Origin of the sequence: Streptomyces sp. NPDC005302 (assembly GCF_040607345.1) — a bacterium.
Taxonomy (GTDB): domain Bacteria; phylum Actinomycetota; class Actinomycetes; order Streptomycetales; family Streptomycetaceae; genus Streptomyces.
Genome location: NZ_JBEXGN010000008.1, coordinates 45,719 through 70,423, shown reverse-complemented (window position 1 = coordinate 70,423; position 24,705 = coordinate 45,719). Strand labels below are relative to the sequence as shown.

Here is a 24,705-nt window from a genome sequence, read left to right as displayed (position 1 = left end):
CGGGCCGCAGTTGATCACGGCATGACTTCCGAGACACGCGAGGCATTCGGACGGATCGGCATCTGGAGCGGCGCTCTGCACGCGTCGCGGGTGGACGACGCGGGCAGGGCGGCGATCGTCGAAGCCGTCGCCGAGCTCGAAGAACTGGGGTACGGCACGCTCTGGATGGGAGGAAGCCCCTCCCCCGAGGACGCGGCGGCGCTCGTCGCCGCCACCCGCACGGTCACCGTGGCCACCGGCATCCTGAGCATCTGGGAACACGGAGCGGAGGAGGTGGCGGCCCGGGTCGCGGCGATCGACGAGAGCGCGCGGGGGCGTTTCGTCCTCGGCCTGGGCGTCAGCCACGACGCGTTGGCACCGCGGTACGCGAAGCCGTACAGCGCGATGGTGGACTACCTCGACGCCCTCGACGGGGCGGCGCGGCCCGTGGACAGCGGACACCGGGTTCTCGCGGCCCTCGGCCCGAAGATGCTGCGGCTCGCGGCCGACCGGGCGCTGGGAGCCCACCCCTATCTCGTCACCGCCGAACACACGGCGGAGGCGCGCGAGGCGCTCGGCCCCGACGCGCTGCTCGCTCCCGAGCTGTCCGTCGTCCTCGACGCCGACCTCGACCGGGCCCGCACCACCGCACGGGACATGCTGGCGACGTACCTCCAACTGCCCAACTACACGAACAATCTGCTGCGTCTGGGCTTCACGGAGGGCGACTTCGAGGGCGGTGGGAGCGTACGCCTCCTCGACGCGCTGTTCGCCCTGGGCGACGCCGAGCGGGTCCGGGCCCGCGCCCAGGAGTACTTCGACGCCGGCGCCGACCACATCGCCTTCCAGGTGCTGACCGCGGGCGAGGGGCGCGCCGGCCTGTCCCGCGCGGCCTGGCGCGAGCTGGCCTCGGTGTTCGCCGACCGGCTCCAGAGCCGGCCGTAGGGGGTTTCGGGTGCCGGGTGGAGGTCGCTCCGCACGGCCCCCGCACTCTCCCCGGGCGCTCCGGTCAAGGCTTGACGCAGGCGCCCCGCCACCGCGCGCCGCCCTTGGATGGGCGTGCCGGGAGCGCTGTAGATTTGCGCCTCATGCTCTGTGTTCAGGTCCTGGGGCCGCTCGGTGCCGACATCGGCGGAACGCCGGTACACCTGGGAAGCCCCCGGCAACGCGCGGTCCTCGCCCTCCTGATGGCGAACCGCGGCAACGTGGTACCCGTCGACCGGCTCATCGACCGCCTGTGGTGCGGCCGTCCCCCGGAGAAGGCGGCGGCCTCGCTGCACGCCTACGTGTCGAACCTGCGGCGGGTCCTCGAACCGAACCGGGCCCCCCGGACGCCGGCCGGTGTCCTGGTCAGCGCGCCGCCCGGCTACGCGTTGCGGCTGCCGCAGGACGCGGTCGACGCCTGGCGCTTCGAGGAGGCCGTGCGGCGTGCGCGCACCGTCCCTCCGGCGCAGGCGCGGGGGCTGCTGGAGGAGGCGCTCGGCTGGTGGCGCGGGGCTGCCTACGGTGAGTGGGCGGACGAGGAGTGGGCCGGGGCCGAGGCGGCCCGGCTGGGCGAACTGCACACCGTGGCAAGGGAACTGGCCGTCGAGGCGACGCTGAGGTCCGGGGCGGCCACCGAGGCGGTGCCCTCGGCGGAGGCGCTCGTACGGGAGCATCCGTTGCGCGAGGAGGGCCGGCGGCTGCTCGCGCTCGCGCTGTGGGCGAGCGGTCGGCGGGCCGACGCGCTGGCCGAACTGCGCCGGGCGACCGCCGTGCTGGCCGACGAACTCGGCCTCGGCCCGGGCGAGGCGCTGATCGAGCTGGAGACGGCGATGCTGACGGGCCGGACGGACGTGCTGCGTGCGGCCGTACCGGGAGCGGGCCCGTCCGAACCGGCGGTGTCCGTCGCGCCTTCCGAACAGCCGATGACGTCCGCCGTCCCCCACCCGCCGGCGGCGAACCGGGCTCCGTCGCACGCGCCCACCGCGGAACGGAGCCCGGCGCGCGCGCCGTTGGCCGGCGGTGTCCCGTCCGTCGAGGCGACCGTGACGCCGGGGACCTCCCACGAGCCGTTCGTGGGACGGGATCCCGAGCTGCGGGCGCTGGACGACGCGGCCGCGGGCGCCCGGCGGCACGGCGGTGTCGTCCTGGTCACCGGGGAACCCGGAGCGGGCAAGTCCGCGCTGCTCAAACGGTTCCGGCAACGATTGCGGGCCGACGGCTGGACCGTGGTGGTCGGGCGCTGCCCCGAGTTCGACGGCGCCCCGCCCGCGTGGGCCTGGACGGAGGCGCTCGGCGAACTCGCCCGGCGCACACCCCCGGCGGACCCGGACGCGCTCGGCGCCCTCCTCCACGACGGGGAGTACGGCGGGCACGCGGAGCAGTACCGCCACGCCAGCGGCCACCTTCCGGAGCAGGCTCCGGGGTCCGGTGACGGATGGGCGGTGGGACGGTTCCGGATGCACCGGGCGTTCAGCGCGTGGCTGCGCACCGCCGCCGGGGAGTCCCCGCTCGCCGTCGTCATCGACGATCTGCACCGGGCGGACGGGGAGACGCTGGCCCTGCTGGAGCGGACCGCCGAGCTGACCGGCGTGCCGGTGCTGGTGATCGCCGCGTACCGCCCCGCCGACGCGGGCGACCGGCTGGCCAAGACCCTCGCCGAACTCGCCCACCGGTCACCGCACCGGCTGGCGCTCGGCGGACTGCCGCCGCACGACGTGGACACCGTGGTCCGGGCCGTGTGCGGAACCCCGGTCGACGCGGCCACCGTGACCGCGCTCGCCGAGCGGACCGGCGGGAACCCCTTCTACGTACGCGAGAGCGCCCGGCTGCTCGCCAGCGAGGGCGCCCTGGTGGCGATCTCCGAAGTGCCCCAGGGCGTGCGCGACGTGCTCCGCCGCCGTCTGCGGCAGCTCCTGCCGGGGGCACTCGGCGTCCTGCAGCTCGCCTCGGTGGTCGGCCGCGAGTCCGAGGTGAGCGTGCTCATCGAGGCCGCGGACCCCGTACGGCACCCGGAGCACGAGGTGTTCGACAGCCTGGAGGAGTGCGTGCTGGCGGGGCTGCTGACCGAACCGGCGCCCGGCCTGGTCCGGTTCGCGCACGCCCTGGTCCGCGACACCGTGTACACCGACCTGGTCGGTGTGCGTCGCGCCCGCCTGCACGCGCGGGTCGCGGACGTGGTGCGCCGTCGCCGTCCGGACGATCTGGCCGCGCTGGCGCACCACTTCGCCCGGTCGGCGACGGCGGCGACGGCGGCGCTGGCCGTCGAGTACTCGCTGGGCGCGGCCGATCTCGCGGAGCGCCGCTACGCCCACGACACCGCGGCGGAACTGCTCGAGCAGGCCATCGAGTCGTTCGCCCTGATACCCGCCGACGACGAGAGCCCGGGCGACACACGCGCGGCGCGGCTGGTGGCGCTGCTCGGACGGCTGCTGCGGGCGGAGATACGCGCCGGAGCGGTGGTGTCCGCGCGGAACACCCGGCAACGGGCCATCGAGGCGGCCTCGGACGTCAGCCACGACGCCCTGGTCTCGGTGGCGCTCGGTGCGTCCATCGGCCCCGGCCTCGCCCTGAGTGGGCCACAGGGGCTCGTCGCCCCGGCCGCGCTCGATCACTTCGCCGACCGGCTCGCGGCCCGCGCGGCCGCCGACCCTCTCGTCCTCGCCCTCGCGGCCCGGCCGTCCCCCGCCGAGGAGGCCGGTCAGGACCGGCGGCGCCACTGCGACGGCACCGGTGCCGTCGCGTCCCACCCCGTCGGGGAGCGGACGGCCGCCCATCGACTGGCCGTCGCGCGTGCGGTCGGCGACCCGCTGCTGATCTCCTGCGCCCTGACCGCCGCGTCCGCCGTCGCGCCGCACGGCTTCCCCGACCACCGGACACTCCTGGCGTCCGAGCTGCGGGTGCTCGGCTACGCCCACGACCTGCCCGCCAACACCTGGGTACGGGAACACATCAGCGGCATGGCCGCGGGTGCCCTCAACGACGTCGCCGGAGTCCGCCGGCACACCCGTGAGGGACGGGCGGTGGCCCGGAGGCACCGGCTGGTCGAGGCGGAGGTCGTCAATCTGTCGACCCAGGCCATGCTGGCGCACGTCGAAGGCCGCTTCGCCGACGCCGAGGCCGGCTACACCGACGTACGGGACCGGCTGCGCGCCAACCGGTCGGCGCACGGCGATGTCGTGCACGCCCTCGGCCTGACGACCGTGCGGTTCAGCCAGGGACGCCCCGAGGACGCCGAGCCGTTCCTGCGGTCCGTTCACGACCGTGCCACTCCCGTCACCTGGCTCGCCCTGGGTGTGGTCCTCGCACGCCAGGGCCGGATCGACGAGGCCCACGCGCTCGGCCTCTCCCCTTCCGCTCCCGTGCCCGACCACCTCTACAGCATCGCCCTGTCCTTCCGGGCGGAGCTGGCCTGCCTGCTGGAAGACCCCGGCGCCGCACGGGAGTTGATCCCCCTCCTGCTGCCGGTCCGCAGCCAGCTCGCGGGCGCCGCCAGCATCTCCTTCGTCACCCGCCCTCTCGCCCAGTCCTTGGGCGAGATCCACCGGTTGCTCGGCGACGAGCCCGAAGCGCTGCGGCAGTTCGCGCACGCCGAGGAGATCGCCCTGCGGTGGGGCTCCCCGCATCTGGCCGCGGCGGCCCGGACGGCCCTGGCCGGACGGGACGAACCGGCGGGCCGGAGCCCCGGGCGGGCGGGCCGTCACTGCCTCAGGTAGGGCGGTCGAAGGGGTGCCTGAAGGACCGGTCCGCATGCTCGGACGGCTCAGCCCAGGTGCCACTTCTGGTTGGACGTGCCCTCGCAGTCCCACAGTTGGAGACGGGTCCCCGCGGCCGTGCCCGCGTTCTTGGCGTCGACGCACTTCCCGATCTGGGTGTTGACCAGGTCGTGGGAGCTGTTGAGGTTGAACTTCTGTGCCCAACCGCCGTTGCAGCGCGCCAGTTGGATACCGGCGCCGTCGGAGGTGGAGGCGGTGGCGATGTCCATGCACAGTCCCATCGAGCGGACGCTGCCGTCCGACGCGAACACCCACTTCTGCCACGCGTCGCCGCCGCAGCCCTGGAGCGTCAGCGGCGAACCGTCGGACCCCTTGTGCGCGGAGACGCCCACGCACCGGGAGGAGGCGTAGCCGACGATCATGTCGCCGGTCGGCTCGGCCGCGGTGTCGGCCACCGGTTCGGAGTCCGATCGGTGTGTGCCCGTGGATGTGGTGCTCGCCTTGTGGGTGGACGCGGTGTCGACCGTCTGGCCGTCGCCTGCGGCGGGCGCGTGTGCGGGGGCGTGTCCTTCGTCGGCCGACGGCGAACCGCCGTCCTTGCCCGTGCCCTTGCCCACGTGTGCCTTCGATCCCGGCTTGTCGCCCGTACGGTGCTCCCGCGCAGAGGGCGACGGGGACCCGGACCGGGACGGCAGTACCGAGCCGTCCGGGCCGACCGTGGGAACGGCGGCGTCCTCGACCTGTGCCGCACTCGGCTCCGAGTCGCCCCCGCCGGGGAGGGCGACGACCGCGACGGTGCCGAGGCCCAGTGCCACCAGTACCGAGACGGCGGCCACCGCGCCGATCAGCCGCGCGTTGCGTTCCGGCTGGGCCTCGTCCGCGCCCGCCCCGCCGGGGACGACGGCCGAGTGGAGGGTCCTGGTCGCCAACAGCCGTGCCATACGGCCGGGTTCACCGTCTCCGGAGGACGAGCGCGCGCCGGTTCCGGACGCGGCCCCTGCTTCGGGCGAAGGCTCGGGCGCGGGCTCCGACGCCGAACGGGGTACGGGCGCGTCGTCGGAACCGGTGCCGGGCGCCGGCAGGTTGCCGTCCGCGGACTCGGAGCCGGGGTCGATGTCGGAGCCGGGATCGCCGGCGGTGTCGAGGTCCGGCGACGGCTCCGTCGGCGGAGCTGTCACGGGGTTGGACTGGGGCTCGGACTGGGGCTCGGACTCGGAAGCGGGGGCGGAGGCCGGCGCGAACTCGGGTTCACCGTCGCCGCTGCCCAGGGAATCCGCGTCAGGAACCGGAGTGTTCGCGGCCGCTGTCCCGGATATGCGGGAGTTGGCAGCCTCCGCATCAGGAACGGGGGTGTTCCCGGCCTCCGGTTCACCCGTCGACTCCGGCGCGGTGTCGGGCCCCGACTCCCGCAGCCAGGGCAGCGGTTGCTCCCAGACAGCGGCGTCCCCGGCCGATTCCCCGGAGTCCCCGGCCGATTCCCCGGTCGGTTCCGCCGGTCCGGTCCTGTGTTCCATGTGCGCCTGCCCGCCTCCGCGTCTGGTGGTCTCCCGAAGTTCGAACCTAGGAGTCCGTGAACCGGTGGCGTCGCCGTGGGGGCGAACTCTGCCCGCCAGGACCGGAAATGCTTCCCCTGCGACCGTCCGGCCCGGTGGAGGGGGCGGGAGAAGCCCCGTATCTACAGCGTTCCGGAGCGCAGCGCGAAGGCGACCGCGTGGGTGCGGTTGCGCAGTCCGAGACGGTTCATCATGACGCTGACGATGTTCTTTATGGTCCGCTCCGAGTAGTTGAGCTTCTGTGCCACCTCGGTCGTGTCGAGACCGTCGGCCAGCAGGCGGAGGACGTCGACCTCGCGGGCCTCCAGACCGGAGGTGGTCAGCCCCAGCGGTCCGAGTACATCGCGTTGCACCCGCCTGATGTGGTCGATGAGTTGGCCCTGCACCGGGGCCGGCAGCAGGGCGGCGCCCTCGGCTACCGTCCGTACGGCCTCGACGACGTTGTCGAACGTGCTGTCCTGACGCCACATCACCCCGCGCAGGCCGAACTGGACGGCGCGCATGAGCTGGGCCTCGCCGATGCGTCCGGTCACCAGCACCATGCCCATCGCCGGGTTGGCCGCGCGGGCGGCGACCGACTCCATCAGCACCATCGTCTCCTCGGTCACCTCCGCCGTCAGCACGAGCACCACGTCCGCCTGCCGGTGCTCCTCCTGGGGCAGCACCTTCAGTCCCGGGTACCTGCACAGGGACCAGGCGGCCCCCTCGCCCGTGATGGGGTCACTGGCGAGGACTGCGATCGAGATCATCCCCAACGTCACTGATGTCCTTCCTGGTTCGGACCGTCGCCCAGATGGGGCCGGGGTACCGGCACGGCGTCGGGCGACCGTGGCGGCGGACGCGCGGACATCGTCGCCGGACGGCCTTGGCAATCACTTGGCGTGCACTTGGCGGGTTTGCCCGTCCGGCCACGCTTCGCTGTCCGCCGGGACAGACATCGGTCCGTGCGGCGGGGTCCGGGAGGCGCCCTGCCTACGCTCGCAATGAAGACTCAGTGGCGCGAAAGCCACGGAAAAACCGCAGGAAAGCAGGAAGCACGTTGAGCACCGTGGTCGCCAAGCGCTCGCCGCGTGCCGAGGGGCCCCCGATGCCCGAGGGGCAGGTCGAACTCGCCGAGCCCCCCGTCCTCGGGGAGCCCGCCACCGCGGACTTCGGCTCGGTGATGATGTACCTGCCGATGGGCCTGGGTGCCGGTGCCATGGTGCTGATGTTCTCGGTCGGCAGCGGCGGCACGTCGATGTACATGATGACCGGGATGATGGGCGTCGCCATGGTCAGCATGACGCTGATGCAGGTCGGCCGCCCCGGTGCGGAACGCCGCCGTCGTATGCGGGCCGAACGGCGCGACTACCTGCGCTATCTCGGCCAGAAGCGGACCCAGGCCCGGCAGGCGGCCGATGCCCAGCGGGCGGCTCTGCTCTGGGACAACCCGGACGCCGGTGATCTCTGGGCCCTCGCCCGCGGCCCCCGCCTGTGGGAACGCAGGCCCGGCCACGAGGACTTCGCGCGGGTACGCATCGGGCTCGGCACCCGTCGGGCCGCACTGGAGTTCCTGCCGCCGCAGACTAAGCCGGTGGAGGACCTGGAGCCGCTGTGCGCGATCTCGCTGCGCCGGTTCACCCGGGCCCACCAGACCGTTCCGCTGCTGCCCGTACCGGTGTCGCTGCGCCGCTTCACCAGCGTGGAGTTCACCGGCGCGACCGGGGACGCGCTCGCCCTGGCGCGCGCGATGCTCGGGCAGCTCATGGTCCTCCACTCCCCCGACGAACTGCGCGTCGCGGTGCTCGGGGACGACGAGGCGCTGGACGCCTGGGACTGGCTCAAATGGCTGCCGCACAACGCGCATCCCTTCGAGGAGGACGCCGCCGGTCCGGTCCGGCTCGCCGCCGGTGACCACGACGCCCTGCTGGACCTGCTCGGTCCCGAACTGCGCGACCGGCCCGATCACGACCCGGCGTCCGCCCCGAGCGTGGCCGAGCCATTCACGGTGATCGTCGCGCAGGGCGTGCGGATCCCCGAGACCTCGCGGCTGCTCGGCGCCGGGGTGCGCGGGGTGGTGCTCCTCGACCTGACCGGTGCGGTGCCCGGCGGCCCCAAGGTGCTGCGCCTCACCGTCCGCGACGGGCGGGTCGACTTCCCGAGCGGTACGGAGACGGTCTCCGGCCGGGCCGACCGGCTCGGCACCGTGCAGGCGGAGACCCTCGCCCGTGTCCTGGCCCCGATGCGCACCGGCGGTGGCGTCGACCTGGTGGACCGGCCGCTGGAGTCCGACTTCGACCTGACGGCCATGCTCGGCATCCGCGACGTGCGCGGCTTCGACGTGCCGGCCAAGTGGCGGCCGCGGCTGGCCCAGGACGCCCGCCTCAAGGTGCCGATCGGTGTCACCGAGGACGGCGAGATCGTCGAACTCGACCTGAAGGAGTCCGCGCAGGGCGGCATGGGCCCGCACGGTCTGCTGATCGGCGCGACCGGCTCCGGCAAGAGCGAGCTGCTGCGCACCCTGGTGATGGGCCTGGCCGCCACCCACTCCTCGGAGATCCTCAACCTGGTCCTGGTGGACTTCAAGGGCGGCGCCACCTTCCTCAACATGGACCGGCTGCCGCACACGTCGGCCGTCATCACCAACCTGGCCGACGAGCTGCACCTCGTCGATCGCATGCGGGACTCCATCAACGGCGAGATGATCCGCCGTCAGGAGCTGTTGCGTGAGGCTGGGTTCGCCTCGCTGTACGAGTACGAGAAGGCGCGCGGCGCGGGTGCGAGCACCCTCGCCCCGCTGCCGTCGCTGCTGATCATCGTGGACGAGTTCTCGGAACTGCTGGCGAACAAGCCGGAGTTCATCGAGTTGTTCGTGTCGATCGGCCGGCTCGGGCGCAGTCTCGGTGTGCACCTGCTGCTCGCCTCCCAGCGTCTGGACGAGTCGCGGATCCATCGCGTCGAGGGCCACCTGTCGTACCGGCTCGCGCTGCGCACCTTCTCCTCGATGGAGTCGCGCAGCGTGATCGGCACCTCGAGCGCGTACGAGCTGCCGTCCGCCCCCGGCAACGGCTATCTCAAGGTGGACACCACCAACCTCGTCCGGTTCAAGGCCGCTTACGTCTCGGGGCCCGTTCCCGCCGCGCCGGATCCGCAGGAGGCCGGCCGCCGCGAGGGGGCCGCGCTGGAGGTGACCGCCTTCGGCCTGGAGGCGCGCGGCGCCCTGGCGTCGGTCCGTGCCGAGGAGGAGGCCGCGGCGCTCGTGTCGCTCGCCGAGGAGGCGCTGCGCGACCAGGGCGGCGAGGCGGACAGGACCGACAGCGGCGGCGAGAGCGCCGAGGACAGTCTCCTCGACGTCCTGGTGGGACGGCTGGAGGACAACGGTCCGCCCGCACGGCAGGTGTGGCTGTCGCCGTTGTCCGAGTCGCCCGCGCTGGACGAGCTGCTGCCCGGCATCGTGCCCGACCCGGTGCGCGGGATGGGCGCGTCCGACCCGCGCGCGCAGGGTGCCCTGCGGGTACTGCTGGGTCTGGTGGACCGGCCGTTCGAGCAGCTGCGCGAGCTGCTGGTCGCGGACCTGTCCGGAGCCGACGGGCACCTCGGTCTGGTGGGCGCGCCGCAGACGGGCAAGTCGACACTGCTGCGGACCCTGATGCTGTCGCTCGCGCTGACCCACACGCCGGACGAGGTGCAGTTCTACTGCCTGGACTTCGGAGGCGGCGGTCTGGTGTCCACCGCCGGGCTGCCGCACGTCGGCTCGGTGGCGACCCGGCTGGAGCGCGACCGGGTCCTGCGGACCGTCGAGGAGCTTTCTCAACTCCTGGAACGGCGTGAGCAGTTGTTCGCCGCCAAGGGGCTGGAGTCGATGGCCGCGTTCCGGGCGCTGCGCGCCGACGGCACGGTCGACGATCCGTACGGCGATGTCTTCCTGCTGGTCGACGGCTGGGCCACGCTCCGCCAGGACTACGAGGACCTGGAGCAGCGGGTGATGGAACTCGCCGCCCGGGGGCTGTCGTTCGGCCTGCACGTGGTGGTCTCGGCGGTCCGCTGGTCCGAAGTACGGCCCCGGCTGCGGGACATGCTGGGCACCAAACTCGAACTGCGCCTCGGTGACGCGATGGAGTCCGAGGTCGGCTCCCGGGCCGCGGCGGGGGTGCCGCACCGGTCCGGGCGGGGTCTGACCGCGTCGGGGCACCACTTCCTCTCCGCGCTGCCCCGGCTCGACAGTTCCTCGCGGACCGACGACCTGACGGCCGCCACGAAGGCCGCGGTCGCTGAGATCGACACGTTCTGGACCGGTGGCAGTGCCCCCGGCGTCCGGCTGCTGCCGACCACCCTGGACGCGCGACGGCTGCCGGCACCCGCGGACGCCCGCGACCTGAGGTTCTGCCTCGGCTGGGACGAGCAGCGGCTCGCCCCCGTCTGGCACGACTTCGGCGCCACACCCCACCTGCTGGTGTACGGCGACGGCGAGACCGGCAAGACCAACGCCCTGCGGCTGGCGATCCGCGCCATCACCGCCCGCTACCGCCCGGAGGAGGCCCGCATCCTGCTGGCCGACCCGGGGCGCGGACTCCTCAAGGACGTCCCGGAGGAGTACCGCGTCGGCTACGTCGTCGACAACGACGGGCTCGGCAAGCTCGCGGAGAGTGCCGCCGTGTCCGTGGCCAAACGCCGGCCGGGCGCCGACGTCACGCCAGAACAGCTCGAGAAGCGGGACTGGTGGACAGGACCGCTGCTGTTCGTCCTCATCGACGACTACGACCTGTTCGGCGGCGGACCCGGGTCGGTGTCCCCGATGGCCCCCTTGGTGCCCCTGCTCGCGCAGGGCGCCCACATAGGCCTGCATCTCGTCGTCGCCCGCAGCACCTCGGGCGCGATGCGCTCCGTCATGGACCCGCTGATCCGCCGCATGTGGGAGCTGGGCAACCCGGCGCTGCTGTTCTCCTACCCCAAGGAGGAGGGCAAGTTCATCGGCGAGGCCAAGCCCCGCACCCTGCCCGCCGGCCGGGCCCAGCTCGTCACCCGCCGCACCGTCAAGCTGGTCCAGACCGGACTGGTGTCGGCGTCCCCCGTCCCCACAGGAGCATGATGACCACCGCCGTACCGCTGACGGGACGGGCCACCGAGGTCTGCCGCGTCACCGTCGAGACCCCGGACGGCCGGACCGACCTGTCCGTCCCGGTCACCACCCCGGTGTCCGCGCTTCTCCCGGTCCTGCTCCGGCAGTTGCCCACCGGGGCCGCCGCGGACGGCACGCCGTGGGTGCTTCAACGGCTCGGCGAGGAGCCGCTCGCCGCCGAGGCGACCCCGGAGAGCGCCGGGCTGCGCCAGGGCGACGTCCTGCATCTGCGGCCGGCCGACGCCTCGTTGCCCGCGCTGCACTTCGACGACGTCGCCGACGGGGTCGCGCACACGGTGGGCGACGGTCCTGGCAGGTGGAGGCCCGAGCTCACCCGGGGCCTCGCCGCCGGCCTGGCCTGCCTCGCCCTCGTCGGGCTCGCCGCGGCGCTGCTCGGCGCCGGGACCGGGCCCCGTACGTCCGCCGTCGCCGCGGCGGTGGCCGTGGTGCTGGCCGTCGCCTGCGCGACCGCCGCCCGGATGGGCGCCGACCGGACCAGCGTCCTGGTCGCCGGACTCGGCGCCTTCGGTTTCGCCGGCCTCTCCGGCGCGGTGCTGCGCGTGAGCCACTCGGCCGGCCACACACCCGGTCTGACCGGCGTGCTCCTCGGCGCCGGATGTGTGATCGCGCTGGCCGGCGCGCTGTTCGCGCTCGGGGCACTGCCGCTGGTCGTCCCCGGCACCGTCCTGCTGACCGCCGTCGCAGCGGCGGCCGGCGCGGGACTGGCCGAGGGCGCCGGACTGCGCGGCGACCAGGCCGCCGCCGTGGTCGCCGTGGCCCTGTTCGTGCTCGGCCATCTCGCGCCCCGGCTGGCGCTGCGCACGGCCCGACTGCGGGTTCCCCAACTCCCGCACGACGCGCGGGAGCTCCAGCTCGACATCGAACCGGAGCCGGACGCGCGGGTCGCGCTCCGTGTCTCCGTCGCCACCGCCTGCCTCGACATGATCGCCGTCGCCTCGGCGCTGGTCTGGGCTGTTGCCCTCTGGCTGCTGACGGACGCCGAACACGGCTGGACCGGCTGGCTGCTTCCCCTCGCCCTGAGCCTCGCCGTGCTGCTCCGCGCACGCGGCACGAACGGCACCCTCCAGCGCGTACCCGCCGTCCTGGCGGGCGCGTACGGACTGGCCCTCGTCCTCGTCGTGCGCACCGCCGCGAGCGGGCCGGCCGGACGCGTCGTCGCCCTCGTGGTGCTGCTGGCCGCGGCCGTCCTGTTGCTGGTCGGCGCCTGGCGGCTGCCGCGCGCCCGGCTACTGCCCGTCTGGGGCCACCTCGGGGACCTGCTGGAGATCGTCACGGCGATCGCCCTGCTGCCGCTGCTGCTCCAGGTCCTCGACGCGTACGCGTACTTCCGCGGGCTCGCGGGCTAGGGCGGGCGGACGTGCAGACTCGACGCGATCACGTACAGGCGTACCAGTTCGCCATGGGCCGGCTCGCCTCGGCCCTCGTCAGCGGGGACCCCGGCCGCGGCGACAGCCCGACCCGGCGGTCGGCCCTCGGCTCCGTGTTCGGCGTGGGCCTGGTGGTGCTGCTGTGCGCCGGGTTCGGCGTGTACGGACTGATCTCCCCCGTCGCGAAGGACGACTGGCGCAAGGACGGGGCCCTCGTCCTGGAGGAGGACACCGGCAACCGCTACGTCTACGCGGGCGGTGTCCTGCGCCCGACCCGCAACTACGCCTCCGCGCTGCTCATCGCGGGCAAGCGGTCGGCGCCCGAGACACTCTCCGCCGCCTCCCTCGCCGGGGTTCCGCACGGCGGCCCGGTCGGCATCCCCGGCGCCCCGGACACCGTGCCGGACGCGTCCGCGCTGACGGCCGGACCCTGGGCGCGCTGCCTGCCGGGGGCCGGGTCCGGCGTCGTCGGGCAGACCCTCGCCTTCGGGCGGTCGGCCGCCGCGATGCGCCCCTTGCCGTCCGGTCGGCAGGTGCTGCTCAAGGGCCCCGAGGACACGCGCTACCTGCTGGTACGCGGCGTCAAGCACCCCGTCCCCGACGACTCCGCCCTCATCGCCCTCGGCCTGGACGACCAGACGCCGCTCGCGGCCGGCGCCGACTGGCTCGGCGCGGTCCCCACCGGCGCCGCCCTCGCCGCACCCGTGCCGCCGGGGACCGGGAAGCCGGCCGGCAAGGTCGCCGGGGAGGCCGCCCGGGTCGGGCAGCTCTTCCGCACCAGCTCGGGCGGGACGGAACACCGCTACCTGCTGCGCTCCGACGGGCTCGTCCCGGTCAACGCGACCGCGTACGCCCTGCTCGCCGCCCGATCCGGCGCGCCCGAGCCCCGGCAGGTCGCCCAGGCGGACATCGCGGTGGCCGGGGTCTCGGCGGACCGCGGCCCCACGGACCGGATCCCGGATGTCGTCGGTGTCCGCCCGCTGGCCGGCGGAACGATCTGCCTGGAGCAACTCCACGACGGGAAGGTCCGGTTGACCGTGTCCGCGGTGGCCGAGCGGCGGGTCGCCCTGCCGGCCGGGGCCGGTGTGCTGGCCGTCCCCGCCGACGGCGGCGGCCAGTACCTCGTCACGGAGCAGGGCGTGAAGTACCGGATCGCCGACGCCGCGGCCGCGCGGGCTCTCGGACTCGCCGACACCAAGCGCCGGCTCACCCTGCCCGCGAGCGTCCTCGCCCTCCTGCCCGACGGCCCGGTGCTCAGCCGCTCCGCCGCCGGAAGGGGATGAGCCGGATGGGCAAGCTCCGCCTGCGCGCGACACCGGTCGGTGACGCGCTCCTCGTCCATCCCAAGGACCGGCTCGACGAGCGGGCGGCCGGCTTCGCGGGCGGCCTCGCGCGCGACCCGCGGCACACCCTCGTCGTCGTGGACCTGCCGTCCCAGGTCATCGCCGACGAGTGGGCGGCGGTGGCCAAGGTGCTGTCCTCCTCCCGGTACGGCAGCCTGCGGCTGGTCTTCGGACGGGGCAGGGGCGACGACGTCCGGACGGCCGCCGGGCGTATCGCCGACCGGCTCGGCCGCGAGGTCCTCGCCCCCGACGGCCCCCTCGTCCCGACCACCGCGGGCGGGCTGTTCGTGCCCGGCGACGAGGGCGCCGCCTGGCTGCGGTTCCGGCCCGGGCACGCCTTCGAGCCCGACTCGCAGCGGTTCCCGAAGCCGATCTGGGAGTTCTCCGTACCGGCCGGGCCGCGCCCGGCCGGCGACCGCACGACCGTCCAACCGGTCCCGTCCGGCGTCTGGTTGAGGGCCGCCGGAGAGCCGTTGTCCGGGGTGGACCGTCGCGCGGTCGAGACCGTTCCGACCGACACCCGGCACCTCCTCGTCGTGCTCGGCAGCCCCGGCGGCGCGCCGCTGCCCGTCGACGACGTGGCCGGCTACTGGGACACCGTTCTGCCCAACGCCCGCTCCGCGGTGCGTTTCGTCCTCCACGGCAGCCTCGGCACCCCCGACTCGCTGGCGCCCGGCCAGGGTCTCGCGAACGCCCTGGACCACGAGGTCGTCCTGTACGCGGACCTGCCCTCGGGCGCGCCCGGCCGAGGCGGCAACGTGGACCTGCCGGACCACACCACGTACACGCCGGAGCACGCCGCCGCGCCCGGTCACCCGGGGACGGCCGGGCAGGCGGGCGAGGTGACGGCCTCCGTCGGTGAGGTGCCGCGGGCCGCTCCGGGGACGGAGCCCGGTCCTGAGACGACGTCGGGTCCGACCGCTCTGCCGGGGGCGGAGGGCCGGCCGGTCACGGCACCGGGGCCCGGCGAGCGCACGCCGGTGGCGACCACCTCGTCCGGCGGGGTGGCCCCGACGTTCGGCGCGGAGACACCGTCGACTGCCGCCGCTCAGGCGGCTGTTGACGAGGCGCCGCCGCGTGGAGAGCGAGCGGCGGACGGCACAGCCGTCACGGTCACCGTGTCGGACGGCGGTCGAGCCGGGGCGAGTACGGACCCTTCGGTCACCGCACCGGTGCCGGGCGGCGGGGCCGGTGCGGGGTCCGGCACGACGGAGGACCCGCAGGCCGACACCACCCCGGTCGTGGCCGGACGAACGCCGTCCCGGGAGGCCGTGCCCCGCATCCGGACGGAGTCCGGGGGCTCGGCGTCACCCTCCGGCGGCGCCCCGGGCCATCGCGCCCCGGACACCAGGTCGTGGCCCGACTCCCCGGCCCCGAAAGCCACTTCGACGGGGCACACCGCCGCAGAGCCCGAGCCGGCGCCCGCCGTCGGGCCCCTACCCACGTCGGGGCTCGCGGCTCCGGAGCGGGACCCGGGCGCCGGCGGTCCCGGACCCGAACCGGTTCACAGACCACCGCACCCGAGCGCCGCAGGCCCCGATCCGGAGCGGCTCACCACGTCCACGCCGGATCTCCCGGTGGCGGCGGAACCGGTCCCCGACGTCGGCACCGCACCCGGGCCGGTGCGAAGTCCCGAGGTGGACCCGGCCGGGACACCTGCCCGCGCGGACGGCGTCGGTCGGCGCCCCGAGGCCCGGGAGGAGGTGCCCGCGTCCGCCCCGCGGCCCGTCCGGCCCGCCGCCCCTCGATTCCGGCTGGAGTCGGGCGCCCCCGCACCGGAGCCGGAGCCGCTTGCGGTGCCCGCGCCGGACGCCGGGGCCTCCGCCCCGGTGCCCGTCCCCGCGCAGCGGTCGAACCCGGCCGGAGCGGCGACCGGCGTGCGCGTGCAGCCCGTGCCCACGACGGCCGCCTGTGCGCTGCCGCCCGAACGGGGCGTCGCGCAGGAACGGGACTGGGTGCGGCGGACGTTCAGCGACCAGTACAACGCGACGGCCGGATCGGTGTCCCGGATGATGTCCGAGTCACCGGGCCTGCGCGGCGGGTCGAGGACGGAGGCCGCGGACGCGCTCACCGAACTCGTCGCCGTGCGGCTGTACTTGTCGGGCGACAGTCGCGTGGCCGACGCCGCCGTACGCGCGGCCTCCGCGGGACCGCACGTGCCGCTGGCCCGCTGTGTGACGGCCGGACTGCGCAGGCTGCCGTCCTACCGGGGACCGGCCCTGCTGCGTACGCGCCTCCAGGACGCCGAACGCGCCTGGTACCGGGACGACAGGCTGGTCACCGAGTGGGCGTTCTGTCACGCCCGGACGTCGCTGCACGCGGGCCCGCGGGGCGGCGGCGCCACCGACGTGCTGATCTGGTCGATGACCGCCCGCAGGACCGGCTCGCTGGACCAGGCCGTGCCGGACCGCGTGGTGTTCCTGCCGGGAACGTCCTTCAAGGTGCTGCGCACGGTGGGCGACGCCGTGCTGATGCGGGAGGTGTCGCCGTCGGAGATCGCCGATGACGGCCGGGTCGACCTCCAGCGGGTGAAGCTCGACGAGATCGCCCTCAAGGGGCTGGGGAACATCCTCGACGCCCTGGAGAAGGCCGGCACCGACGCCGGCGTGCAGAGCGCCGACCCGCCCGGCCTGATCCTGAGCCCCGACACGGAACACACAGGTCGTACAGAAGGAGCCAAGCCGTGAGCAGGCAAGTCCTGTTGGTGTCCCCGGACCGTCCGGGCGCCCACCGTACGATCGCCGGCGCGCTGGCCGAGGCGGCGGAGGGTGCGCTGGTCACCGTGGCCCCCGGCCGGTACGAGGAGTCCCTGGACATCACCCGTGCGGTGACTCTGTCCACCGAGGGCGGCGCCGGGTCCGTCCGGGTGCACGCGGCGGCCGGGAGCAGCGTCGTCGTGGACGCGGAGGCGGTCCAGCTCTCCGGTCTCGTCCTGTCCGGCGCGGATCCGGAGGCACCCGTCCTCGACCTGCGGCGCGGGCAGACGGCGCTGGACGACTGCGTGATCGAGGGTGCCGCCTGGACGGCGGTGCTGGCGTGGAACGAGGGCGTCCTGGCCGCGCGCGGCTGCCGGGTCACCAATCCGAACGGCGCGGGCGTCGTCGTCACCTCGCGCGGCGGGAACGTACTGGAGGCCACGGAGATCACCGAGGCCGGATCGTCGGCCGTCGTGGTCGCCGAACAGGGCCGTCTGGACGTACGGGACTGCCGTCTCGACCGTGCGCGCGGCAACGGGATCTGTGTCAACGGCAGCGCGTCCGCGACCGTCGAGTCCACCCGGATCACCGGGAGCGGCAAGCCCGCGGTGGCCGTCGAACAGGAGGCGCGGGCCGCCCTGCTCCGGGTGACCGTCACCGGCAGCGCCGGGCTGGACGCCTACCTCACGAGCCGGGGCGAGACCACGCTCACGGACTGCGCCTTCTCGGGGTCGGCCGGGCAGTCCGTGCACATCGCCGAGGGGGCCGCGCCCCACCTCCGCGGCTGCGTGATGACGGACGCGACGCGCAGCGGTCTCCAGGCGACGGGGGGCGCCCGGCCCCGCCTGGAGGACTGCGTGATCACCGGCAGCCCGGTGGGGCTGCACGTCACGGGAGCGACAACCACCGTCACCGGCAGCGGACTTGTGATCCGGGGCGCGGCGACCGCCGCCCTGCAGGCCGCCGACTCCGGCTCCGCCGACCTGGAGCGGCTCACCGTCTCCGGCACGTCGGGCTCGGGCGTGCGCGCCCAGGACGGTGCGCGGCTGAACCTGCGGGACACCACGATCGAGCTGAGCGGCGGCGGTCAGGGGCTGGCGCTCGCCGGGAGGTCGACCGCCTACCTGGCCGGATCCACGCTGCGCGACTGCGGCGCCGTCGTCGGTGAGGGCTCCGAACTGACGGCGCACGACAGCGAGTTCACCGGGTCCGCCGGTGACGCCGTACAGGTGCTGGCCGGCGGCTCCCTCACCGCCGTCGGCTGCCGGATGACCGGCGCGCGCGGTCACGGGGTCAACGCCCATGCCGACGCCGTGACGGACCTGAGCAACTGCGCCGTCTCGGACAACGCCCGGGACCGCGCGGCGGAACCCGCGGGGGCGCGTCCCGCTCCCGCCGCCTTCCCTCAGGACGCGGAGACCCCCCGCTCCGGCACCGGGCCGCTGGCCGAACTGGAGGCGCTGGTCGGCCTGGAGAGTGTGAAGCACGAGGTCACCGGACTGATCAACCTCAACAAGATGACCAAGCGGCGGACCGAGATGGGCCTGCCCATGCCGCCGATGAGCCGCCATCTGGTCTTCGCGGGCCCGCCCGGTACGGGCAAGACGACCGTGGCCCGGCTGTACGGGGCGGTCCTCGCGGAACTCGGCATCCTCAGCCAGGGCCACATCGTCGAGGTGGCCCGCGCCGACCTGGTCGCCCAGATCATCGGCGGCACCGCCATCAAGACGACCGAGGTCTTCAACCGTGCGCTGGGCGGCGTGCTGTTCATCGACGAGGCGTACACGCTGACCAACCAGTCGCGGGGTACGGGTCCGGACTTCGGCCAGGAGGCCGTCGAGTGTCTGATGAAGCTGATGGAGGACCACCGCGACGAGATCGTGGTGATCGCGGCGGGCTACTCCGAGCACATGGACCGCTTCCTCGCTTCCAACCCGGGCATGGCCTCACGGTTCGCCCGCACGGTCGAGTTCCCGAACTACGCGCCGCAGGAACTGGTCACCATCGTCCGGGGGTTGTGCTCCAAGCACTACTACGAACTCGCCGACGACGCCCTGGACGCCTTGTCGCGCTACTTCGAGGACGTCCCCAAGGGCCCGACGTTCGGCAACGGCCGCGTCGCCCGGCAGGTCTTCGAATCGATGATCAGTACGCAGGCTTCCCGGTTGGCCGCGCAGTCTCCGGAGCACGACAGCGACCTGAGCCGGCTGACCGCCGCCGACGTCACCCCGGTGCCACAGGCGCCCACCCCCCCGGCGGGGACGGAGAGGCCGGTCCGCGCTCAAACACGCCTGCCCGCAACGGAGTTGACGGCACCACCCCCCTCGGCCGTCTCCGCACCACCGGCCGCCTCGACTCTCCCGCCCGCTTCTCCCCCGGCCCCTCCCGCCGTGACGGCGGCCGCTTCTGCCGCTCCTCCGACGGCACCCGGGGCGGGCGCGGGATCCGTCCCCGCGTCGGCAGGCCGCCATCTGGCCGCGCTCACCGGCTTCGGCCACGTGCCCGAGGCGCTGGCGGCCCGTGTCGAGACCCTCGTGGGACTCGGGCAGGGCACCGCCGGACTGGCCGATGTCGTGCTGGAGGGGGCCCCGGGCAGCGGACGCCGTGCCGTGGCGGCGGCCTACGGGCGGACGCTCGCCGAACACCGCGTCGTGGCGTCCGGGGCGTTCGCTCGTGTGACGCTGTCCGGCGTCCCGGCCCGGTGGCCGCGGCAGCCGCGCACCTACCTGGCCCACGTGTTCCGGGAAGCGGCCGGCGGCATCCTGGTGGCGGAGGCCGATGCCGCCTTCGAGCGCCGCCCGGCCGTCGAACGGGATGACGTCGTCGACGCGTTGGCGGCGGAGGCCGTGTCCCGCGACGCGCACGGCGCCGTCCTGGTGCTGTCCGGCAGCGCGCCGCACCTGATGGATCTGCTCCGGGACCGCACCGACCTGGCCGGGTCGTTCGCGGAGTACCTGCGGCTGCCGTCCTGGACCGGCGCCGGGCTCGCCGAACTGACCACGCGACGACTGGCCGCGCTGGGCTTCGAGGTGAGCGAGGAGGTGGCGGTGGCACTGTCCCGGCAGGACCCGGCGCACGGCGCCCACGGCGCGCACCGGCTGGCGGACCGTCTCGCCGAGCACGCCCGCGCCCGCGAACTGGTCCTCGACGACCTCGCCGAACACCTCCCGCTGCCCGCGGTGATGCCGGCGGCCCCCTGACGGGACGAACGGGCAGAGATCGACGGTCGGTCGGGCAGCGTGCCCGGCATCCGGTCAACGACCGCCAGGGGCCCCGGCGACGATCGTGACGACCGAGGACCCCACGGACGAGAGGAACGGCCATGGCCGGCAACACAGAAGCATCGGTGAGCATCGCGGGCATGACGTCCGCCCAGGGCAGCTTCCAGGCCGCGCTGGACGAGGCCAACAGCAGCTACACGCAGATGCAGAGCCAGATCGACGCCCTGCGGGCCAGCTGGACCGGTGACGCGGCCACCACCTACCAGGGCGCGATGGACACCTGGCTCCAGGACTTCGCCACGGTGCGCAGCCAGCTCGGTCTGATGCTGGAGAAGCTCCAGGCCAACACCGGCAGTTACACCACCACGCACCAGACCACCACGGACACGGCGAGCACCCTGCACAAGAGCATGACGCAGCCCCTGCCGGGCTTCTAGACAACTGCCGCCGGACAACCCCCTTCCCCGAAGCCCCGTTCACTCCGAGGAGCCTCACGATGCCCACCTACACAGTCCAGATGAACCAGATCGAGTACGTCGTCGGCGAGATGGCCGCGATCAGCAAGAAGATCCAGGAGACGCTGACCGACCTGGACGACAGCACGAAGATCCACCTCAGCGAGTGGACCAGCGACGCGCGCAGCACGTACGACGTCGTCAAGCTCAAGTGGGACACGGCCGCCGCCGACATGGTCACCCAGGCGCAGAACGCCACGAACTCGCTCGGCCACATCAACGAGGCCTACCACGCGGGTGAGCGGCACGGTGTGAGTCTCTGGGACCAGTGACATGGCGATCACGGACGAGAGCGCCGATCGGGGCAACAGCGACCCGAACACCAACCCCAACGACTACGGCGACGGCAACACCGGTTCCACGCAGGGCTCCGGCGACCACCACTACCACGGCGGCACGGGCGTCCAGAACACTCCCGGCGTCCTCAGCGACCTGCACCCGTTCGTGCCACCGCCGGTACCGGGCGGCAACGGTTCGAACGGGACCTCGGTCAGCACCCCGTCGATGGACCTGTTCGCCACCAACATCGGCCTGCTGATCCAGCCGGTGCGTGACGTCGCCACCGCTCTCGCGGACGTCTCCATCGCCCCGGGCGCCTTCTACCACGCCAACGTGATGCGGACGAAGGTCAACGGCCCCAACGCCGACGCGGGTCTGAAGAAGAGCTACGGCGACGCCCTGTCCGCCCTGGTCACGGGTCTCACGGATCTGCGCGACGGGATGAAGCAGCTGAGCCACGACTACGGGACGACGGAGGAGGCCAACACCATGTCGGCCACCGACCTCGCGGACGCGCTCGGCAACACCGCCAACGACTTCAACACGATGATGACCTCGAACGGCGGCACCGGGATGACCGGCACCGGCAACCCCACGACGAACACACCGGCCCCCGCCTGAGCCGTACCCGGCGGTCGACGGCCCGCAAGCCCCGACACCGGGCGCCGGGCGCGGCCGGTCGGCCGCCCACCCGCGCGGGGGGCGGCGACGAGGCAGGAGCGGGGCCAGGCGTGGCGACGGACGCGGCACAGGTGCGTACAGGAGAGCGAGAGTGGCGGACTACAACAGCGGCGGCTTCCATCAGGGCGACGACGGCACGATCTTCGGCAGCCCGGACGGCTCGTCCAACGGCAGCATCAACGACTACGACAACTGGGACTGGAAGCAGATCAAGGCGGCGATCACCGGTATGTCCGCCGGGGTCTCGAACGACGCCAACGCGTCGCACGCCCGCGCCGTCGCCGACCCCCAGTCGCTCATGGACGCCGCCAACGCCTTCTTCCACGTACAGCGGACCCTGCAGGCCATCACCAAGAGCCTGGTCGACCAGGCCAAGGCGCTCGCGGGCGACAACGGGCCGTGGAACGGGGCAGCAGCCGACTCGTTCCTCGACATGATGACCAACTTCTCCCGCCAGGTGAAGGCCAACGCCGATGTCCTGGCGGGGGGGTCGACGGGGGACCACTCGATCCCCCACCAACTGGCCAACAACGCGGTCACCCTCCGCAGCGCGCAGAGCAAGCTCGGCGAGATCGACGCCTGGTACGCCGACCAGGCCATCGCGATGGGCGTCACACCGATGTCCAACGGTCTGATCCCGATCAGCCAGAAGCCCGAGCTCGTCCAGATGATGAACGAGGACATGCGCAGCGTCCTCAAGAGCCTCGCGCACACCTACCAGGTCACCACGGACAACATCGTCAACCCCGTCCCCGTGACTTCCCCGGGCAACAGCCCCGACGGTCCCGGCACCGGCGACGGCCCCCCGGACCCGGGGCCCGACCTCGGCGGACCCGACGGCGGGATCGGTGACACGGGCAGCCTCTCGGACCTGTCCGGCCTGCCCGACACCGGTCTCGACAAGGGGCTGGACACGGGTGCGGGCATCGGTGGACCGGACGGTCTGGACGCGTCCGGTGACCTTGCGGGGTTCCCCGGCGACCCGTCCGCACTCGACGGCACCGGTCTCGACGGCACCGGTCTTGACGGAACGGGGCTGGGTGGCACCGGACTCGACGACCTCGGCCTCGACGGTCTCGACCCCTCGGCTCTCGACAGCGCGCTCAACCCGCTCTCCTTTCCCGGTCTCGGCGGCCTGGCTGGACTGGGCACCGGCCGGTCGGGCGCCGGCACCGGAGCCCTCGACGGTCTCTCGACGGCCGACCCCGAGGCGTTCGGCGACACGGGGCTCTCGGACGGTCTCTCGGACGGGCTCACCGGCGGCCTGGACAGCGGTCTCGCCGACGGGTCGGCCACCGGGGCGGGCATGCCGTCCCAGCTGGCGACGTCATCGGGGATGCCCTACATGCCGGGCATGGGCGGTACGGGCTCCGGCGGCGGTCTGTCCTCGGAGCCGACGGACGCCTCCGGGCTGCTCGACGCGAGCGCTGAGCCCTGGGAGGGCGAGGCGATGACCGGTGGCGACGACGTCGGCTCGGAACTGGGCGCCGCGGCGGGCGGCGAAGGCCTGGGTGCGGGCGGCATGCCCTACATGCCCGGCACGGGAGGCATGGGCGCGACCGGCGGTGGCCGGGACGCGGCGAGCGAACGGACGGACGCCTCCGGGCTGTTGGACGACAGCACCGAGCCCTGGGAGGGCGGCGAGGACGCCGGTACGGACGAGGTCGCCCCGGCGGTGGCCACCCTCCCCGGAGTGCCGTACCTGCCCGGGTTCGGCGCCCCCGGCGCCACCGTCCGCGCCGAGGGGTCCCGCGCGGCCGCGGCGGAGGGCGTGGCGTCCGCCGGGGCGGCCGGCGAGGTGGACGGCGAGGTGGACGGCGAGGTGGAAGGCGAGGTGGAAGGCGAGGTGGAAGGGCGCACCGAAGAGTCGGCGACGGCCGGACCGGCCGCCGCGCCGGTGGCCGGTGCCACGGAACCTGCGACGGCCACGACCCGGGCGGCGGTCGGCTCCGACGGGCTGCCGCTGCCCGGCGACGACGGCACCGCTCTCGTCCCGCGTCCGGTGGCCGACGACGGCGAGGAGGACTTCTCCGCCTGGGAGACCGGTGCGGGAGCGGGCGCCTTCGTGCCGCTGCTCTGGGCGGTTCCCGGGGCGGGAGCCACGCGGGAGGAGTGCGAGGAGGAGCAACAGGGCGCGACGAGCGAGCCCTTGAGCACCTGGCAGCCGGAACGGCAGGCCCCCGGGTCGCCGGTGGTGAGCGCCGTCCGTGGAGTGTCGGGATGCGGAGACGGAGGGCCCGAACCGGAGGTCCCCGACGGGGAGACCGGGGACGAGGCCGGCGAGGAGACCGAGGAGACCGGCCGGGGCATCGCGGACCTGCTGGTCCAGGACGAGAGCACGTGGGGCACCGTCCCCGGCGGCCCTGCCGCGACCTACTGAGTCCGCCCCGCCGAGGATCGTCGCCCGTCAACACCGTTCTTGGGAAGAGGAGTTCAGGTGCCCAGCCCGTATGACCAGCAGATCGAGGACCTGCTGGAGCAGTACCGCCGGCAGCGCGAGGAGGCCGCCGAGACCCGGCGCCGCATCAACGCGACGACGTCGACCGCGACCGCCCCGCGCCAGACGGTGAAGGTGACCGTCGGCGCGCAGGGGGAGGTCACGGCCATCGAGTTCCCCACCGGCGCCTATCGCCGGATGGCCCCCAAGGAACTCGCGGACGTGCTGCTCGCCACGCTCCAGCAGGCGCGGTCCGAGGCGCTGGAGGGTGCCGCCGGAGTGCTCGCCGGCGAGCTGCCCCCCGGGGTGACGGTGGCCGACCTGCTGCAGGGCCGGGTCGACCCCGGTGCCCTGCTGCCCGAGGACCCGGCGATGCCGGACTCCGTACGCGACTACGTCGACCACGGCTTCCAGGGGGAGACCCATGAGTGACGGCACGTTCTCCGTCGACACCGAGCGCCTGGAGCAGGCCGCCCCGCAGGTGCAGGAGCTGGCCGGGCGGATCCGGTCCATCGCGACCAAGCTGGACGGCCGGCTCTCGGCGCTGGGCGACTGCTGGGGGGACGACGAGAGCGGCCGGCAGTTCCTGGAGCAGTACGCCGAGCCCAAGCGGCAGCTCGGGCACGGCATCACCGGGGTCGGTGACGTCCTGGACAGCACGGTCGAGGGCATCCGCACCATGGCCAAGGGCTTCGAGCGGACCGAGGAACAGAACGTCGAGGCGCTGCGCGCCATCACCCCCTCCGACTCCGCCACGGTGAGCGACGTGTCGCCGCACCGCTCCCGCCGCTAGAGCACGGCCCGACAGAGGAACACGG

15 protein-coding genes are annotated in these 24,705 nt (G+C 74.0%); 13 read left to right on the top strand and 2 right to left on the bottom strand.

The features are described 5' to 3' along the window. The first annotated feature begins 21 nt into the window (after positions 1–21). Together ABZT74_RS14290 and ABZT74_RS14285 are read left to right on the top strand one after the other, a co-directional pair. Positions 22–924 (top strand): TIGR03620 family F420-dependent LLM class oxidoreductase, encoded by a 903-nt coding sequence (locus ABZT74_RS14290; protein ID WP_356434962.1) that lies wholly within the window; start codon positions 22–24, stop codon positions 922–924. Positions 925–1,067: 143 nt separating this feature from the next. Further along, on the top strand, positions 1,068–4,676 hold the full coding sequence (locus tag ABZT74_RS14285) for a BTAD domain-containing putative transcriptional regulator (protein ID WP_356434959.1): 3,609 nt from the start codon (positions 1,068–1,070) through the stop codon (positions 4,674–4,676). Between the two features lie 47 nt (positions 4,677–4,723). Here ABZT74_RS14285 and ABZT74_RS14280 read toward each other — a convergent pair whose 3' ends face one another. After that, positions 4,724–6,190, bottom strand: a complete 1,467-nt coding sequence (locus ABZT74_RS14280; protein ID WP_356434956.1) for a ricin-type beta-trefoil lectin domain protein — start codon at positions 6,188–6,190, stop codon at positions 4,724–4,726. Positions 6,191–6,351: 161 nt separating this feature from the next. After that, positions 6,352–6,978, bottom strand: a complete 627-nt coding sequence (locus ABZT74_RS14275) for a response regulator transcription factor (RefSeq protein WP_356167917.1) — start codon at positions 6,976–6,978, stop codon at positions 6,352–6,354. Positions 6,979–7,268: 290 nt separating this feature from the next. Here ABZT74_RS14275 and eccCa point away from each other — a divergent pair, with 290 nt between their 5' ends. From eccCa to ABZT74_RS14220, 11 genes are all read left to right on the top strand, one after another. Further along, a complete protein-coding gene (gene eccCa, locus ABZT74_RS14270) occupies positions 7,269–11,297 on the top strand; it encodes a type VII secretion protein EccCa (RefSeq protein ID WP_356434954.1) in 4,029 nt (1,342 codons plus the stop codon). Further along, positions 11,294–12,694: a type VII secretion integral membrane protein EccD gene (gene eccD / locus ABZT74_RS14265; RefSeq protein WP_356434951.1), complete on the top strand. Its 1,401-nt coding sequence runs from the start codon at positions 11,294–11,296 to the stop codon at positions 12,692–12,694. The genes eccCa and eccD overlap by 4 nt, the downstream gene beginning before the upstream one ends. Before the next feature lie 11 nt (positions 12,695–12,705). Continuing rightward, the gene (gene eccB, locus ABZT74_RS14260) at positions 12,706–13,998 is read left to right on the top strand and encodes a type VII secretion protein EccB (protein WP_356434948.1); all 1,293 of its coding nucleotides are present in this window, start codon (positions 12,706–12,708) and stop codon (positions 13,996–13,998) included. Between the two features lie 5 nt (positions 13,999–14,003). After that, positions 14,004–16,745, top strand: coding sequence for a hypothetical protein (locus ABZT74_RS14255; RefSeq protein ID WP_356167907.1), 2,742 nt, complete (start codon positions 14,004–14,006; stop codon positions 16,743–16,745). After that, positions 16,742–19,954, top strand: a complete 3,213-nt coding sequence (locus ABZT74_RS14250) for a right-handed parallel beta-helix repeat-containing protein (RefSeq protein WP_356434945.1) — start codon at positions 16,742–16,744, stop codon at positions 19,952–19,954. The genes ABZT74_RS14255 and ABZT74_RS14250 overlap by 4 nt, the downstream gene beginning before the upstream one ends. 122 nt (positions 19,955–20,076) lie before the next feature. After that, positions 20,077–20,412 carry a WXG100 family type VII secretion target gene (locus tag ABZT74_RS14245; protein WP_356167903.1) on the top strand — a complete coding sequence of 112 codons (336 nt, stop codon included), beginning with the start codon at positions 20,077–20,079 and terminating at the stop codon, positions 20,410–20,412. A 59-nt stretch (positions 20,413–20,471) separates the two neighbouring features. Further along, entirely contained in the window at positions 20,472–20,762 is a 291-nt protein-coding gene (locus ABZT74_RS14240) for a WXG100 family type VII secretion target (RefSeq protein WP_356167901.1), read from the top strand. A gap of 1 nt (position 20,763) precedes the next feature. Then, positions 20,764–21,390: a hypothetical protein gene (locus tag ABZT74_RS14235; protein ID WP_356434942.1), complete on the top strand. Its 627-nt coding sequence runs from the start codon at positions 20,764–20,766 to the stop codon at positions 21,388–21,390. A gap of 151 nt (positions 21,391–21,541) precedes the next feature. Further along, on the top strand, positions 21,542–23,830 hold the full coding sequence (locus ABZT74_RS14230) for a WXG100 family type VII secretion target (protein ID WP_356434939.1): 2,289 nt from the start codon (positions 21,542–21,544) through the stop codon (positions 23,828–23,830). Positions 23,831–23,887: 57 nt separating this feature from the next. After that, entirely contained in the window at positions 23,888–24,319 is a 432-nt protein-coding gene (locus ABZT74_RS14225; RefSeq protein WP_356434936.1) for a YbaB/EbfC family nucleoid-associated protein, read from the top strand. Further along, complete coding sequence (locus ABZT74_RS14220; protein WP_356167889.1) at positions 24,312–24,680, top strand: WXG100 family type VII secretion target; 369 nt, start codon at positions 24,312–24,314, stop codon at positions 24,678–24,680. The genes ABZT74_RS14225 and ABZT74_RS14220 overlap by 8 nt, the downstream gene beginning before the upstream one ends. Positions 24,681–24,705 lie beyond the last annotated feature (25 nt).